12 protein-coding genes are annotated in these 15,895 nt (G+C 63.5%); 10 read left to right on the top strand and 2 right to left on the bottom strand.

The window, feature by feature from the left end:
- The 6 genes from OKC44_RS07270 (at position 1) to OKC44_RS07245 (ending at position 8,708) form a co-directional block, all read left to right on the top strand.
- A complete protein-coding gene (locus tag OKC44_RS07270; protein WP_270811891.1) occupies positions 1-2,985 on the top strand; it encodes a YncE family protein in 2,985 nt (994 codons plus the stop codon).
- Positions 2,985-3,803, top strand: coding sequence for an FTR1 family iron permease (locus OKC44_RS07265; protein WP_076360940.1), 819 nt, complete (start codon positions 2,985-2,987; stop codon positions 3,801-3,803). The genes OKC44_RS07270 and OKC44_RS07265 overlap by 1 nt, the downstream gene beginning before the upstream one ends.
- Positions 3,804-3,898: 95 nt before the next feature.
- The gene (locus OKC44_RS07260; RefSeq protein WP_270811888.1) at positions 3,899-5,323 is read left to right on the top strand and encodes an FAD-dependent oxidoreductase; all 1,425 of its coding nucleotides are present in this window, start codon (positions 3,899-3,901) and stop codon (positions 5,321-5,323) included.
- A 131-nt stretch (positions 5,324-5,454) separates the two neighbouring features.
- The gene (locus tag OKC44_RS07255; protein WP_270811884.1) at positions 5,455-6,015 is read left to right on the top strand and encodes a hypothetical protein; all 561 of its coding nucleotides are present in this window, start codon (positions 5,455-5,457) and stop codon (positions 6,013-6,015) included.
- 179 nt (positions 6,016-6,194) lie between these two features.
- Positions 6,195-7,478 carry a hypothetical protein gene (locus OKC44_RS07250; RefSeq protein WP_270811881.1) on the top strand — a complete coding sequence of 428 codons (1,284 nt, stop codon included), beginning with the start codon at positions 6,195-6,197 and terminating at the stop codon, positions 7,476-7,478.
- Between the two features lie 51 nt (positions 7,479-7,529).
- Entirely contained in the window at positions 7,530-8,708 is a 1,179-nt protein-coding gene (locus OKC44_RS07245) for a Bcr/CflA family multidrug efflux MFS transporter (RefSeq protein ID WP_206817891.1), read from the top strand.
- A 109-nt stretch (positions 8,709-8,817) separates the two neighbouring features.
- Here OKC44_RS07245 and OKC44_RS07240 read toward each other — a convergent pair whose 3' ends face one another.
- Positions 8,818-9,285, bottom strand: a complete 468-nt coding sequence (locus OKC44_RS07240; protein WP_029300466.1) for a DUF4357 domain-containing protein — start codon at positions 9,283-9,285, stop codon at positions 8,818-8,820.
- A 197-nt stretch (positions 9,286-9,482) separates the two neighbouring features.
- On the opposite strand from OKC44_RS07240, the gene OKC44_RS07235 reads away from it, so the two are divergent.
- From OKC44_RS07235 to OKC44_RS07225, 3 genes are read left to right on the top strand one after another with little or no spacing between them, the layout of a single operon-like run.
- Positions 9,483-10,163 carry an ABC transporter ATP-binding protein gene (locus tag OKC44_RS07235; protein ID WP_029300465.1) on the top strand — a complete coding sequence of 227 codons (681 nt, stop codon included), beginning with the start codon at positions 9,483-9,485 and terminating at the stop codon, positions 10,161-10,163.
- 21 nt (positions 10,164-10,184) lie between these two features.
- The gene (locus tag OKC44_RS07230; protein WP_270811873.1) at positions 10,185-12,632 is read left to right on the top strand and encodes an FtsX-like permease family protein; all 2,448 of its coding nucleotides are present in this window, start codon (positions 10,185-10,187) and stop codon (positions 12,630-12,632) included.
- Positions 12,629-13,693, top strand: a complete 1,065-nt coding sequence (locus OKC44_RS07225) for a lipocalin-like domain-containing protein (RefSeq protein WP_270811870.1) — start codon at positions 12,629-12,631, stop codon at positions 13,691-13,693. Before OKC44_RS07230 ends, OKC44_RS07225 begins: the two co-directional genes overlap by 4 nt.
- Positions 13,694-13,794: 101 nt before the next feature.
- Here OKC44_RS07225 and OKC44_RS07220 read toward each other — a convergent pair whose 3' ends face one another.
- Positions 13,795-14,739 carry a hypothetical protein gene (locus tag OKC44_RS07220; RefSeq protein WP_333563241.1) on the bottom strand — a complete coding sequence of 315 codons (945 nt, stop codon included), beginning with the start codon at positions 14,737-14,739 and terminating at the stop codon, positions 13,795-13,797.
- 667 nt (positions 14,740-15,406) lie between these two features.
- On the opposite strand from OKC44_RS07220, the gene OKC44_RS07215 reads away from it, so the two are divergent.
- The gene (locus OKC44_RS07215; protein WP_139348872.1) at positions 15,407-15,790 is read left to right on the top strand and encodes a hypothetical protein; all 384 of its coding nucleotides are present in this window, start codon (positions 15,407-15,409) and stop codon (positions 15,788-15,790) included.
- Positions 15,791-15,895 lie beyond the last annotated feature (105 nt).

Here is a 15,895-nt window from a genome sequence, read left to right as displayed (position 1 = left end):
ATGTTGAAGTTGTTGTTATCCCTGATGTTGACCGCCCTGCTGCTGGGGACCGCCTCGGCCCAGGAGATGGGCGCCGCCATGATTGCCTATGACGAGGGGAACGCCCCGCGCCTCGTCACCGCCAACCAGAGCGCCGGCTCGGTCACCCTGCTTGAGCGCGATAGCGGCAAGCGGCTGAAAGAGGTGCAACTGGGTGGCGATCTGCGCCAGTTGGCCCGCGCAGACGACGGCACCCTGCTGGTGAGCGATTATCGCGGCGATCGCCTGCTGCTGCTGGATGATGATCTCACCCTGGACAAGGCGATCCCCACCGGCCATCGCCCTTACGGGGTCATCTTCGATCCCAAGCGGAAGTGGTTCTGGGTCACGCTGTTCGAATCCGCTCGCCTGCAAGCCTACGACACGGCGGGCAAGCTGCAGCTGGATGTGGCCACTGCCGATACCCCGCGTGGGCTGGCCTTGACCGACAATGATCGCCTGCTGCTCACCCACGCCATGACCGGCCAGCTCGCCATCTATGATCTCGCCAAACTCGGCAGCGGTGCCAAGGGTGCCTCCCTGCTCGACACCACCCTGCCCAAGCCCAGACTCATCACCCTGGCCGAGACCCACAGCGACACCCCAAGCGACTCGCAAGGCTTGCCGCGCCTGCTGGACGGCATCACCCTCTCCCCCGATGGCAGCGAAGCCTGGCTGCCCCACGTGCTGTGGAGTTTCGACCACCCCTTCCAGTTTCAGAGCACCGTCTTCCCGGCCGTTTCCATCATCGATCTGGATGAAGAGAAAGAGCGGGTGGACGAGCGCAAGCAGCTCTTTTTGCAGATCAACCTGCCCAGCGTCGGCAACCGCAGCCAGATCGTCTCCAACCCATTCGCGGCGCGCTTCGCCGCCGATGGCAAGCGGGTCTACCTGACCCTGGCGGGCTCGGAGGATATGCTGGTATTCGACCTGTCGCGCAGCGGCAAGCAGAACAGCAACCGCCACCGCCGCAAGAAGTTCCAGGGGGGCGCCAAGGCGACCCAGCTCCTTCGCCACCTGCCGGGCCAGAATCCGCGCGACTTGTTTGTAGACGGCGACCACATCCTGGTGCACAACGTCATGGGGCAGGATCTCACCCGCCTCAACACCGGCGGCAGCGGCCCGTTTGCCCGGGTCACCGTGGATGTGCCTCACTTCGCCAAGCTGGTGGAGACGGATCCGCGCCCCGAACCGCTCAAGCGCGGCGAGCGGTTGTTCAACCTGGGCAACACTGCCGCCAACAGCCGTTTCCCCATGGCGGGGGACAACTGGATGAGCTGCAACTCCTGCCATCTGGACGGGTTCAACTTCACCAACCGCTATCTGATGGCGGCCCACCGCCAGCAGAGCGGCGACAACGCCATCAACGGCCACGCCAACCTCGCCAACATGGTGGCGGGGGACTTTATCGGCGAATACCTGCGCATGACCCAGCAGACCCAGGGCGGCATGGGCCATGACACCCGCGATGGCGCCGAGCCGGTTGACCCCGCCAAACCCCAACCTGAGGTGAAGGCGATGATGGAAGATCTGCACGCCTTCGTCACCGCCGATGGCAACCTCCCCTATCTTGCCAACTGGCTCAGGCTCGATGCCCCGCGCAGGGATCCCGCCAAGGCACCGACCACTCATCCCAGGGAGTGGCTCAACTCCGCCTCCTGCCAGAACTGCCACCAACAGGCGTTCCAGGACTGGAGCGAGAGCAACCACCGGCTGATGGGCAACTCCCACCCCTACTACAAGGTGGTGCAGGCGCTGGCCCGCGAAACAGAGGGCGAAGCCTTCGGCCAGTGGTGCCAGGGCTGCCACATGCCCCAGCAGGTGATGAACGGCCAGCAGGATCTGCCCAAGGGCTCCCACATGTTCGAGCAGGGCGGCGCCTCGCTGATCGCGGCCCACCAGAAAGGCGAGCCCGTGGTGGAGGAAGGCACCGGCTGCGTGCTCTGCCATCGCATCACCCGGCTCGAGGATGCCGGCGGCAACAGCGCCTTTACCGTGAATCTGAAAGACCGCGAGAGCTATGTGTTCGAGGATGCCGCCGGCGGCAGCCTCCAGCACTGGCTGGCCGAGCGGCAGATCAACGCCCGCCCCGCCATGCACAAGGCCTCTTACCAGAAGGATTTCTACCGCGACGCCGCCCTGTGCAAGTCCTGCCACAACGAGTTTGCCCCCGGCACCGGCGCCAACATCGTCAACACCTGGGACGAGTGGGAGAACTCCAGCTTCGCCAAGGCGGAGGATCCCGCCAAGCGGCGCACCTGTATCGACTGCCACATGAACCCGGAGCCGGGCAACGGCGGCGCGCCGGTGGCCGGCCAGTCCACCGAAAACGGCACCGTGAAAGAGCGGCTCTATCGCCACAACTTTACCGGCGCCCAGCACCAGCTGGTGGGGCTGAGAAGTGCAACGCTCGAGCAGGAGAGCCTGGCGCTCTTGCGCTCAAGCGCCACCCTCTCGGCCCGGATCGAGCAGGGGCCCGCTAGCCCGCAGCTGGTGGTGCGGGTCGCCAATACCGGCGCCGGCCACGCCCTGCCCACCGGGGTTGCCGATTTCCGCGAACTCTGGCTGGAGCTGACCGTCACCGACGCCAGCGGCAAGCGGGTGCTTGCCAGCGGCCAGCCGGTGGATGGCGCCGTGCCCGACGATGCGCGACTGTTCAGGAAAGTGTTCGGCGATGCCGAGGGCAAGCCGGTGGGGCTCAAGTTCTGGCGTTACGCCAAGCTCCTTGAAGACACCCGCATCCCGGCCGATGGCTGGCGCGATGAAGCCTGGCCGCTGCCCGCAGATGCCCAAGGGCCCTTCAAGGCCGATATCAAACTCAATTTCCGCACCTACCCCAAGTGGGTCAATGATGCGGTGCGCGCCGCCGAGCCGAGCTTGCCGGAGCCACCCATAGTGCAACTCAATCGGCTGCAACTGACCCTGCAGCCCCTCCCCGTCACGCCCGCTACGGAGCCTCAATCCTGATGTTTGCAAGTTTTCTCATTACCCTGCGCGAGGGGCTGGAAGCCTTCCTGCTGGTCGGCATCTGCCTCTCCTACCTCGCCAAGCTGGGGGCGAGCCGCTACAACAAGTTCGTCTATCTGGGGGTGGGGCTGGGTCTTATCGCCTCCCTCGTCGTCGCCTTCCTGTTCCAGGTGGTGGTGAGCCAGTTCGAGAGCGAGCGCTACAACCATTTGCTGATGGCGGGGATCCTGATTTTCGCCACCCTGGTGCTCACCTATATGGCAGTCTGGATGCAGAAGCAGGCCAAATCCCAGGTGGGGGCCATGACGGCGCGCATCGATGCCGCCATCGACGGCGGCAACCTGTTTGGTCTGGTACTGCTCGCCTTCCTGGCGGTGATGCGCGAAGGCTTTGAAACCGTGCTGTTCTTCTCGGCCCTGGTCTACTCCGGACAAGGGGTGGATCTGCACGAGGGGCTGATGGGGGCGCTGGGCGGCCTGCTGCTGTCGGTGGTGCTGGTGTGGGGGCTGCTGCGTTCCACCCGCAAGGTGGCGCTGGCGCCCTTCTTCCGCTGGACCGGCCTGCTCATCATCATCATCGCTGCCGGGCTGCTGTCGTCCGCCGTCAACATGTTGCAGGCGGCCGGGCTCATCACCTTCTGGACGACGCCTGTCTTCAACATCAGTCACATTCTCGACGATCAGGGGGTATTTGGTACCTTCCTGCGCGCCCTGTTTGGCTACAATGCCTCACCAGCCGGCCTGCAGTTGCTGACCTGGGCCAGCTACCTGGTGATCTTCGTCACCGTCTGGCATCGCAACTATCGTCCCCAGCGCTGATCGCCCAGCGCGGCGCAACAGCGGATGACAAGGCGGCTCAGCGGAGCCGCCTTTTCAACGTCTTCTCTTTTGGTCAGCTTTTCGGATAAAGAGTCATGAGCGACAACAACACACAACACATTGCGGTACTGGGCGCCGGCCCTGCCGGTCTGATGGCCGCCTGGCGCCTGCGCCAGGCCGGTTTTGCGGTCACCCTGTTCGAGCAGGAGAGCGTGGTGGGCGGCATGTGCGCCACCCAGACCTTCAAGGGGCGCGACGGCGAGTATCGCTTCGACTACGGCGGCCACCGCTTCATTACCAAGAACCCCGAGCTGCTAGCCTTTATCGACGAACTGATGGGGGACGATCTGCTCCACGCCGAGCGCAAGAGCGTGATCCGCTTTGGCGGGCGCACCTATGACTACCCCTTGAACCTGCCCAACCTGCTCAAGACGGCGCCGCTCGCCCTGATGGCCGGTGCGGTGAAAGACTTGCTGCTGTTGCCCTTTGCCAAGAAGCCCACCGATTTTGCCAAGGCGAGCTTTGCCGAGTGGATCCAGAGCCACTTCGGCCGCACCCTCTATCGCCAGTTCTTCGAGGGCTATACCGGTAAGCTCTGGGGCATCAACCCGGACAAGCTCTCCGCCGACTGGGCCGGTCAGCGCATCAGCCTGATCGATCTCAAAGACGTGGCCCGCCGCCTGCTGCCAAGACGCAACGGCAGCATCTCGGTGCGTACCTATGCCCGCAAGTACCGCTACCCCAAGTACGGTTTCGGCCAGATCTTCACCACCCTGGGGGAGCGGTTGGTTGCCGAAGGGGTCCTGCTGAAAACCGGCGCCACCATCACCCGCCTCCAGCAAACCGATGGCCGCATCGAACGGGTCTATTGGTCACAAGATAATGTGGAGCAGAGCGAGCGCTTTGATCAGGTGATCTCCACCCTGCCGCTGCCGCTCACCTGCCAGCACCTGGGCTTGCCGTGCGATCTGCACTACCGGTCGCTTCGCTTCGTCAATATGCCGCTCAAACAGGAGAATTTGTCGGACAACACCTGGCAGTACCTCTCCGACCCCCATATCCTGGCCACCCGCCTGCAGGAGCCGCGCCGCCGCAGCCCCTTTATGGCGCCAATGGGGCAAACATCCGTGATGCTGGAGATCCCCTGCAATCCGGGCGATGCCACCTGGCAGGCGCCGCTCGCTGATCTGCGCGGCCGGGTCACCGCCGATCTCGCCAGCCTCGGTGTCGACACCCAGAAGCTTGGCGATGAGACCTTCGAGGCCCGCAGCGAGTACGCCTATCCACTGATGGATCTGGGCTATCAGGCCCGCCGCAACGACGCCATCAAGGCGCTGATGCCGATCACCAACCTCATCATGACCGGCCGTCAGGGGACATTCCGCTATATCTTCACCGACACCGCCATGGAGATGGGGATGATGGCCGCCGACATGGTGATCGACGGGGTGGACAGACGTCACGCCATCTTCAATCATCGCAACGAAAATACCGTGATCGAAACCCAGAGCGTGGCCTGATGGCCCCTGAATGTGGTGAACGAAGGAGGTGGACAGACGCCGCAACACCTTCAATCATCGCAACGAAAACACCGTGATCGAGACCCAGAGCGTGGCCTGACCGCGCCATTGGCATAAGTAAGGAGAACAGGATGACCATCCGCCCGGATTTACTCGCCCTCACCCTGCTGCTGACTCTGAGCGGGCAGGCGCAGGCTTACTCCTACGCCGCCGCCGGCAAGGAGCCGCTGATCGATGCCCGCGAGGCACTGCTGGGCGCCGCCACTGACGACAAGGATGCCAGCGCCACCTTGAGCGACATCGCCGAGGAGCTGACCTATCTGGAACAGCACCACAAGGTCGAGTTGCAAGCACCGCTCGCGGCCGCCATCAAGGCCAAAGACGCCGCGGCTACCGCCGCCCTGCTCAACCGGGCTTACAAGGCGGAGATCGAGCGCCGCCTCGAGGGGGCCAGCCAGAATCTCGGCGACTACCAGACCGCCAAGGTGCTGGTGGTCAAGAGCAAGCGCTTCCTCGACTTGATCCTCCCCTCCCTGAGCGAGGGGGATCGCAAGGCCGCCGAACAGGCGCTGGCCAAGGTGCTGGATGCCATCGGCAACCCTGGGGTGTTCGGGGTGGGTGCCAAGCCTGCCGATGCCGCCGCCTTCGCCGAGGCTGAAAAAGCGCTGATGGCCGTGCTGGCGCCGCTTTGATGGCCACCGGCCAATCATTGCGCCAACTCGCTGTGACAAACGGTGGGTTTCGCTGCGCGCTACCCACCCTACGCACGGCCGGCCGATAGATGCACCGGGACGCCGGTTTGCCCCCTTCTCCCCCGGCGGGAGAAGGGGGGCGTCACCACAACCGATTACGCTTCGCGAATCGACCCTACTTGCTTGCCCTGCTGCAACTGGTCTGGCTCGGCTGGCTGCTGACCTTCCCGGTGGCGCTCGATTCCGACGATGCCCTCAACTTTGCCCATGGGGTGGTGCGCTTCAGCGTGCTGGAGTTCTCCCCCCATTTTCCGGGCTACCCCGCCTTTATCTGGCTGGCGCGGCTGATCAATCTGCTGGTGGGCGATCCGGCCCGCGCGGTGCAGTGGGCAAGCCTCTTGGGTAGCAGTTTGCTGGCGCCGCTTGCCGCCTCCCTCGCGGTCAGATTGTGGCAGTGGCCAAGCTTGCTGGCGCCGGTCTGGCTGCTGGTGCTGGCCCTGCCGCTCACCCCGACACTCGCTCTTTCCGGCCTCTCGGACGGGCCGGCGCTGGCCGCCTGGCTCGGCGCGCTCCTGGCTTTGCAACAGCGCAAGATAGCGCTGGCGGGTCTGCTGCTGGGCCTCATGCTGGCGCTGCGTCCCTCCTACTTCGTGCTGGCCCTGTTGCCCCTTTGGCTCGGGATGGCGCAAAAGGGTCAGCGACTTCACTTTCTGCTCCCCATCGTGCTGGTGGGGCTCGCCTGCCTGCTGTTTGTCTGGCAGGCCGATGGCTGGGCCTATTTCAGCGAGGGGCGCCGCTTTACCGACGGTCACTTTACCCTGTGGGGCAACACGGCGGCAGCCCACGGCGATCGGCTGCTCAGCTGGGCCCGTACCTTCAACGAGCAGCTCACCCCGCTCTGGCCGCTATTGATGGGAGCCTTGCTGATACTGCCACTCTGGCAACGGTCAAAGGATCACAATCCAGCTCCTTCCGTGCTCTGGCCCCTCTACTGGCTCGTCTTGCTGCTGTGGACCCTGTTTGGACAGAACCCGGACAATCCCCGCCATCTGGCTCCCATCACCCTGCTCGGCCTCGTGCTGCTGGCAGGCAGGCTGTCGCGCAAGGGCGAGCTGCCAGCCATGCTGGGGGCCCTGTTGCTGCTGCTCTGCACTCTCACCCCGCCGGCGGCGCCAGCCATGATCCGGGCCGCCAAGGTGGCAGAAAAAGCGTGCCCGGCGCTGGTGACCCAGTGGGGAGTGAGGCTGCTGCGCGAAACCACGGCCCTGCCCGTCACCGACGGCTGGTATCAGGGGGATGCCCGCCTTGCATTGGCGCAAGGGGCCTGCCGGCTCAGTCGGCGTCCCCTCGGCCCGGAGGATCTGCCCGCCGGCGGCCAACGGGTCTGGTTTGCCCCCCGCTTTCACGCCGAGCCCGGCCTTTGGCTCGGCATACAGGATCACCCCCGTCACCAAAACTGGTAGACTGGATGTTTGTCACTCCCTGACTTCGCACTCATCAAGACTGGATAGCCTATGCCCCTCTCCCCCCGTTTTCTGTTCATCCTGCTCGGCGCGCTGGCGGGCCTGACCCCGCTCGCGGTCGACATGTACCTGCCCGCCATTCCGGCCATCGCCCGGGATCTGGCCACCAGCATCGACGGTGCCCAGCTCACCATCAGCGCCTTTCTGGGCGGCTTTGCCATCGGCCAGCTGTTCTACGGCCCGCTCGCCGACAGCTATGGCCGCAAGCCGGTGATCCTGGCGGGGTTGGTGATGTTTGCCATCGCCTCGGTGGGCTGCGCCATGGCTGACTCCCTGCCCGAGCTGCTGGCATATCGGATGTTGCAGGCGGCTGGCGGGGCGGCCGGCTCGGTGGTGGTCAATGCGCTGCTGCGCGACCTGTTCGAGAAGGAGGCCTTCTCCCGCGCCATGTCGTTCGTCATTCTGGTGATGACGCTCGCCCCTCTTGTCGCGCCGGTGGTGGGCGGCTACATCAGCGCCCACAGCGACTGGCGGGTGATCTTCTGGCTGCTGGTGGGGATAAGCCTGCTCATCTGCCTGATGATGCAGTGGAAAATTCAGGAGACCCTGAAGCCCGAGCACAAGCAGCCCCTCAACCTCGGCCAGATCCTGAAAAACTACTGGGGCGTGCTCTCCCATCGCGGCGCCATGGGCTACGTGCTGTGCGGCTCGCTCTCAAGCTCGGGCATGTTCGCCTTCCTGAGCGCCTCCCCTTACGTCTACATTGAGTACTTCAAGGTACCGACCGAGCACTACGGCTGGCTGTTTGGCCTCAACATCCTGCTGATGATGGTGGTCACCTTCGTCAACAGCCGGCTGGTGAAGGGGGTGGGCGCCGAGCGGATGCTGCAATACGGCCTGCTGGTGCTGCCCTGTGCCGGCGCCCTGCTCATCTACAACGCCTGGAGCCAGACCGGCGGCCTGTGGGGCATCGTCATTCCGGTGGTGTTGTTCGTCGGCCATATCAGCCTGGTGGGGGCCAACGCCATGACCGGCCTGATGGGCCACTTCCCGCAATCGGCAGGCACCGCCTCGGCACTGGCGGGCACCTTGCGCTTTGGCATCGGCGCCGTGGTGGGGATCCTGGTCAACCTCAATCCCCCCGAATCGCCGCTGCCGATGGCCATCGCCATCGCCGGCTGCGGGTTCGGCTCGACATTGAGCTACTGGCTGCTGACCGGCAAAAAATAAGTCCCGGCCCCGACAAGCAACAAGGCCGCCCACCTGCATCGCAGGGGGCGGCCTTGTGTTATCTGCACCTTGTCAACGCATCCTCTGCCCTGAGAGGAGCCGGCTCAGCCTACTTCTTGCCGAACCCCGAGCGTTTGAGGGTGTAGCCGGCGCTGTTTTGCCAGGCGTCCAGCCCGCTGCGGTTGTTGCCTGCCACCAGGCTGGCGGCCAGGCTCGGGCTGTTGAACAGCTGATCGGCAGTGAAGACGAAGCCCCCTTCGCTGCGCGGGGTCAGGATCCCCTTGCCCAGCAGCTCCTGGCGCAGTTCGATCACCGCCTCGCGCAGGGAAGCCGCATCCTCGCCGTTGGCGGTGGAGCCCGCCAGCACCATGAAGCCGGGGTTCTGCCGCTTGCCCACCGGATAACCGTGCGCCTCGGCCCCCTTGCCGTTGAAGTGGTAAAGCTCGCGCTCGCCCGGCTTGTTGTCGGAGAGCGCCTTTTGCAGGGTCATCAGCTCGTTGTAAATCTCGATGGGGACCACGGCAGCCTGCTTGTTGCCCTTGCTGTCGATGATAAAACTGACTTGCTTGTGTAACATCCTTGCGCATCCTGTGACCCATGGAGGCCCCTATTCTAACCACCACAGGCGAGCGGGATCCAGCCAGGATCCTCACCTCTTTTGCAGCCTTGATCACTAACTGGCACTCTCGCACAAAGGCAAAGCCGCGTGATCATTAGGCAGGGGAGCAACGTACATGGCATGATGAAAGCCATTGACCATCAACCGGTTATCCCATGCTGACCCTGCGCAATCTCGGCAAGAGCTTCGATAACGGCAGCGAACGGCTGCCGCTGTTTCACCACCTTGATCTGGCCCTGGCGGCCGGCGAGATCACCCTGCTGCTGGGGCAGAGCGGCTGCGGCAAGTCGACCCTGCTCAACCTCATCGCCGGCCTCCTCCCCCCGGATGAGGGGGAGATCTGGCTGGGGGAGACCCGCCTTGACAACCAGTCGGCGGACGAGCGGGCCCGCCTGCGCGGTCGCCACTTCGGCATCGTCTATCAGGACTTCAACCTGCTGCCGACCCTGACCGTGGCCGAGAACCTCGCCCTGCCCCTTGCCATCAACCAGCTTGCCCGCGATGAGACACGCATTGACGGCCTGCTGGAGCGCCTCGATCTGGCCCACAAACGCCACGCCTGGCCGGAGCAGCTCTCCGGCGGCCAGCGCCAGCGGGTGGCGCTGGCCCGCGCCCTCATTCACCAGCCCCAGTGGCTGCTCGCCGACGAGCCCACCGGCAGTCTCGATGAACACAACGCCGAGCAGGTGATGGCGCTGATGATGGCGGCGGTGCGGGGCACCGGCGCAGGGCTCTTGCTGGTGAGCCACAACCCCGCCTATGGCGCCCTGGCGGATCGGGTGCTGCGCCTTGAAGGGGGTCAGCTGGTCGAGCTCAAGGGGCGCCGCCATGACTGACGCCCACCACGGAGGGCAGTGATGTTGCCGCTGCCGCTCAAGGCGCTGCTGCGCCTCTATCGCACCCACCCCTGGCTGCTGCTGATGAGCCTGGTCGGGCTCACCCTGGGGGTCTCCCTGGTGGTGGCCATCGAGCTCTTGAACCACAGCGCCCGCACCAACTTCGTCGCCGCCCGCAGCCAGCTGGCGGGGGAAGCGAACTACCGGCTGGCGCCGGACGGCGGGCTGGACGAGCAGCTCTATGTGACGCTGGTGCGCAGCCAACCGAACCTCGACGCCATGCCCCAGCTGCACGGCTGGCTGCAAGATGAGCAGGGGCGCAGTTTTCAGCTGCTGGGGATGGATCTGTTCAACCCCGGCCCCTTGCGCCGGCTGTTTGGCGCCGCGCCGGACAAAGAGCCCACCTTCTCCCTCACCCGCGCCGACAGCGTCTGGCTGGCCACCCCCGAGGCCAAGCGCCTTGGCTGGCAAACGGGCCAGAGCCGGCACTTCGTGCTGGGGGGCGGTGAGGGGGCGTCGCCCCGCCCGCTGACCCTCACTCTGGCCGGCACCTTCGAGCCCGGCGCCGTGCCCATGGAGCGGCTGCTGGTGACCGACATCGGCCTCGCCCAGCCGCTGCTGGGCAAGGAAGGGCGGCTCGATCGCATCGTCTTCAAGCTCAGCGAGCAAGAGACCACGGCCTTGCAACGCGTCCTGCAGGCTGCGCAGGGAACCGGACTCGCCGCCCAGCCCTTGTGGCTTGAGCCCATCAGCCCGGCGCTCGATGCCAGCCAGCTCGGCGATGCGCTGGCGCTGAACCTCACGGCGCTCTCCCTGCTCGCCATGGCGGTGGGATTGTTTTTGGTGTTCAACGCCCAGCGCTTCGTGCAGAGCGTGCGCCGCCCCCAGCTGGCCCAGCTCATCATCCTCGGCATGCCGCCGCGCCGGCTGCTGCGCTGGCTGACCCTGGAGATCCTGATCCTCGCCAGCATCGGCACCCTGCTCGGGCTGCTGCTCGGCAGCCTGTTGGCACTCGCCCTGATGGGGCAGCTCACCCAGGCGCTGGCCGATCTCTATGGCCCCAACCCCATCGATCTGCTGCGCCTCTCCCCCGCCAGCCTTGGCAAGGCGCTGGTGATCGGCCTGCTGGGCACGCTCGCCGCCAACCTGCCTGGCTGGTGGCAACTGCTGCGCCAATCCCCTCTTGAGCTGCGTGAGGACAACAGCCGCCCGCCGGCTCATCCCTGGCAACGTCGGGGGCTCGCCATCGCCATCTTGCTGCTCTGTGCGCTCTGTCTGTGGCGGCCAGAAACCGGGCTGGGCGGCGCCCTCTTCGTGGCCGGCGGCTGGCTGCTGGCCATGGCGCTCGCCCTGCCCGATGTGCTGCGCGCCGTGCTGGGCCGGCTGCGCCGACGCGAGCGCGGCCCCCTCAGCGCCCGGCTCGGGGTGGCCGAAACCCTCTATCACCTGGATCGCACCGCCATCGCGGTGATGGCGCTGCAACTGGCCATCGCCGCGGCCATCGGCATCGGCGTCATGGTGTCGAGCTTTCGCTCGAGCGTGGAGATCTGGCTCGGCCAGCGCCTGGCCGCCGATCTCTACGTCACCGTCCCCAAGGGGGTGGCCGGCAGCAAGGGCACATTGAGCGAGCAGACCCTCAACACCATCCTCGCCGCGCCGGATGTGCGCGCCGCCTCGCGCCGCTCGGTGCACCCTGCCCGCTGGCAGGGGCAGCCCATCGAGTGGGCGCAGATGGACTTTATCCCCGAGCTGAAAGCCGCCTATCCGCTGCTGGCCGGGCGCTGGCCCGACACCCCCGCCGAGGTGCTGGCGAGTGAACCGCTGACGGTGCGCCTCGGGGTCAAGGTGGGCCAGCGCCTCGAGGTGAGCGGCGAGCAGGGGCCACGCACCTTCACCGTCACCGGCGTCTATCAGGATTACGGCAGCGACAAGGGGCAGATACTGCACGCCTTCGAAGGGGGCAAGGTGCAATCCCTGGCCCTCTTCAGCCCGCACGTTGATCGCCTCGCCGATCGCCTGCGGGCCCAGTTTGGCGAGCGGGTGAACCTGTTGCCCGCCCCCGCCATCCACGCCGCCGCCCTCAGGGTGTTCGATCAGACCTTCGTGGTGACCGAGCTATTGAAGTCGCTGATCCTAGGGATCGCCTTCGTCGGCATCGGCTCGGCCTTTATGGTGCTGGGGCTGGCCCGGCGCGGCGAGTTGCAGACCCTGCAGAGCCTTGGCCTGAGCCCCCGCCACTGCCGCCGGCTGCTGGTGTGGCAGGGGGCGGGCCTCGGGCTGCTCACCGCGCTGTTGGCCCTGCCGGTGGGCTATGGCCTTGCCTGGGTGCTGATTGAGGTGGTCAACCCCCGCGCCTTCGGCTGGCGGCTGGCCTTTGAGGCCGCCCCCCTGCACGCCGTCACGGCGCTCCTGCTCGCCCCCGTCTGTGGCGCGCTCGCCTCCTGGTATGCCGCAAGGAGAGTGGTATGAAAACAATCATCTGGCCACTGGCGCTGATCTGCACCCTGTATGGCGCCGGGATCAATGCCAACGATCTGGGCGCCATCCTTGGCGGCGGCAACGATCACTTCAAAAAAGCCCTGCCGGGTCAGTCCATCAACCTGCCCACGGATCACGGTGCCCACCCCGACTACCGCTCCGAGTGGTGGTATCTCACCGGCAACCTGAAAGACCAGCAGGGGCGCAGCTACGGCATGCAGTGGACCCTGTTTCGCCAAGGCATCGAGCAGGAGATAACATCCGACAACCCCTGGCTCACCCCCCAGCTCTGGCTGGCCCAGTTCGCCATCACGGATGTGAGCAAGGGCAGCCACCAGCAGGACGAGCGCACCAGCCGTCAGGGGCCAGGACTGGCCGGTGCCAACGGCGGCCAGTATTGGCTCAAAGAGTGGGTGCTGGCCTCTCAAGGGGAATCGCTTTTTCCCGCCACCCTCAAGGTGCAGAGCAAGGCGGGGGATCTTGATTTGCAAGTGAGCGCCGCCAAGCCGGCGGTACTGCAGGGCAAAGCGGGTTACAGCGAGAAGAGCCCGGGCAACGCCTCCTTCTACTACTCCTACCCGCGCCTGACCATCAGCGGCACCCTGACCCTGGATGGCGAGACCCGTAACGTCAGCGGTGAGGGCTGGTTTGATCACGAGTGGAGCAGCTCGGTATTGGCCCAGTGGCAATCGGGCTGGGACTGGTTTTCGCTGCAATTTGAAGATGGCCGCGAGCTGATGCTGTTTCGCCTGCGCACCAAGGCAGGACGCACCGAGCCAGAGAACCGCTACGGCATCCTGATTGAACGGGACGGCAGCAGCCGGGTGCTGAACCCTGCGCAGATCCGCCTCACCCCCGGCAAGACCTGGCGCGGCCCCAAGGGGCAGCCCTACCCCATCGAGTGGCAGCTTAAGGTCGAGGATCTCAACCTCCGTATTCAGGCACGCCAGCCCGATCAGGCCATGACGGGACGCTTTGACTACTGGGAAGGCGCAGTCTCGGTCTCGGGGGACGCCAAAGGCGTCGGCTATCTGGAGATGACGGGGTATTGAGCCTTGCCCCCTGTTTGTCCCTGGAGACAACCCACCACCATCAAAAACCCCGGCCAAGCCGGGGTAACAACGCAGTGCAGTGACGGGATATCAAGACGGGATCAGGGCTGCTTGTCGCCCACCATCATCAGACCGTGCTGTTCGGGGAAGCCCACCACCAGGGTCGTCTTGCGGGTATCCGGCATCTCGAACGCGGCGACATAGGCCGTTGCCCCCTCTTTGGCCTTGGCCAGGCCCAGCATCCACTTGTTCTCAAGCGGACTGAGATCACTTGATGCCTGGAAGCTGCACTTGCCAAACCCGCTCAGGTTAAGCTTGCTGAGCCCCTTGCCAGACTCTGCACTGCCCTTGCCGGTCAGGGTACAGCCCGCCTTGGGAAATTCGATCTCCAAGGTCAGGGAGCCGCCATTGTTGGTGCTGCGGATCAGCCCCACCATGGCATCGCCAAAGCCGGCGTCCTCTGCCACCTGCCAGCTGTCGTTGGTGATCGTCCGGGTGGCGAGCTTGCTCACGGCAAGGTGGCCGCTCCAGTCGCGATAGAGGGCGGTGCTCTGATCCGGATCCCGGAACTGGGTGCCGGTACGGCTGAAGTCAAAGGTCCAGCGCTTGACCTCCTTGCCAGCCAGATCGGTTACCGCTTTGTCTTGAAAGCTGATGAGGTTGTGGTCGTTGCTCTGGGCATCGAGCCGCTTGCCCCGCACCGAGGTGCGCTCCAGCAGCACCGGATAGATGCCATCCTTGTTCTCCTTCTGGGCCGCCTGCCCCATCCATTGCGAAGAGGTAATCGACTTGCCGTCGTTCTCGACCCAGACGCCCCAGCGCTGCTCGCCATCCCCCTTGGGATAGACCAGCGCCAATCCCTCCACTCCCTTGATCATCTTGAGCGGCCCCTGATCGCCATCGCGGCTGAGCAGGTTTGCCTCATAGACGCCGGCATCGGGCAACGGCAGCGGCGCGCGCTTGGCGATGCTATTGGCCGCCTTCTCGCTGTCACAGGCGGACAGGGCGGCGGTGCAGGCGATGGCCAGCATGGCTTTGTGGTGCATTCTCATGACTCTTGTTCCTTGCAATTGCTTTGTTATGTGAGGTGCATTCAATCGCCGCTGAATTTACTGGAGGAAGGGTTCGCCGGTCGACGCAAGATCTGTAACCAGCTGTTACAAGGCATTGATGAGCAAGAGATAACACATGACTTGGTTGGCCGAGCGATGCAGCACAGTGATATTACAAAAACACAAGTAACAAGGCTCTCAAGAGGGATATATACAACGGGGCATTGCAAGGCGTGACCAGGCACTGCTGCTCAACAAAACCCCACAACTCACTCTAACAGGGCTTTATGTATCTCTTCGTCTCACAGAATACTGTAATAAGGAATGTCAGCGTGATGGCTGAAAATTAGCTGGACCTAAATATACCCATGCTACGATAAATGACCGGCATCCCATTATTAAACAAAACATTTAAATGGCGAACCACACAGATTTTTTACTCTTCTTCCAACAGCATAACTTATTATCCCCCTCCATTCCGAAGCTAATGTCTGCTCACAACACCATCAACTAAAAACACTACCCTCTGCAAAGAAAATTCAATGGATGCCACAGATCACTAAAGATTTAAATAAATTAAATCAATATTCCCCCCCCACATGGGTACTTCACCCACAATTAATCCATCTGTAGCATAACTTATTCACATTGGAGGAAAAACATGAAAAAGCTTTTGCTAATGGTATTGTTTTCAATTCCAGCGTTCGCTAACGCAAATACAAAACTGCCATTCTCATTTATTACTGAATGTAAAAAGGTTTTTAATGTAGGTGAGGTTAAAAGAGCAGACAATAGATATTCTTGGAAAGAGGATGACTGTCAATTCCTGCCTCAAGGACAATGTGTTGGCTCTATTAGTGTGCATAGTATATGTGGTGGAGCGGAGGATGGTGTGACTGTTATGAACCCAAAACAGGCACAAGATATGCCAAATGGTGGAGTCCTATTCTACACCACATATAATAGAGAACCATGTGACTGGGGAACGGGGAAGAGTGCTCATATCGCAGTGGTATATCAATGTTTTACTCCTACCACGAAGTAAACTCTGTTTTCATGAATGGCTTTTCATCCAAAATTGAGAGTCCGATTTCACATGGAATGTCATATGAAATGAAAAGGATGCCCGCATATATTTAAGTCACATTGA

This window comes from Aeromonas sp. S41-2, assembly GCF_027705845.1.
Taxonomy (GTDB): Bacteria; Pseudomonadota; Gammaproteobacteria; order Enterobacterales; family Aeromonadaceae; genus Aeromonas; species Aeromonas hydrophila.
This window is presented reverse-complemented; position numbering and strand designations above follow the sequence as displayed.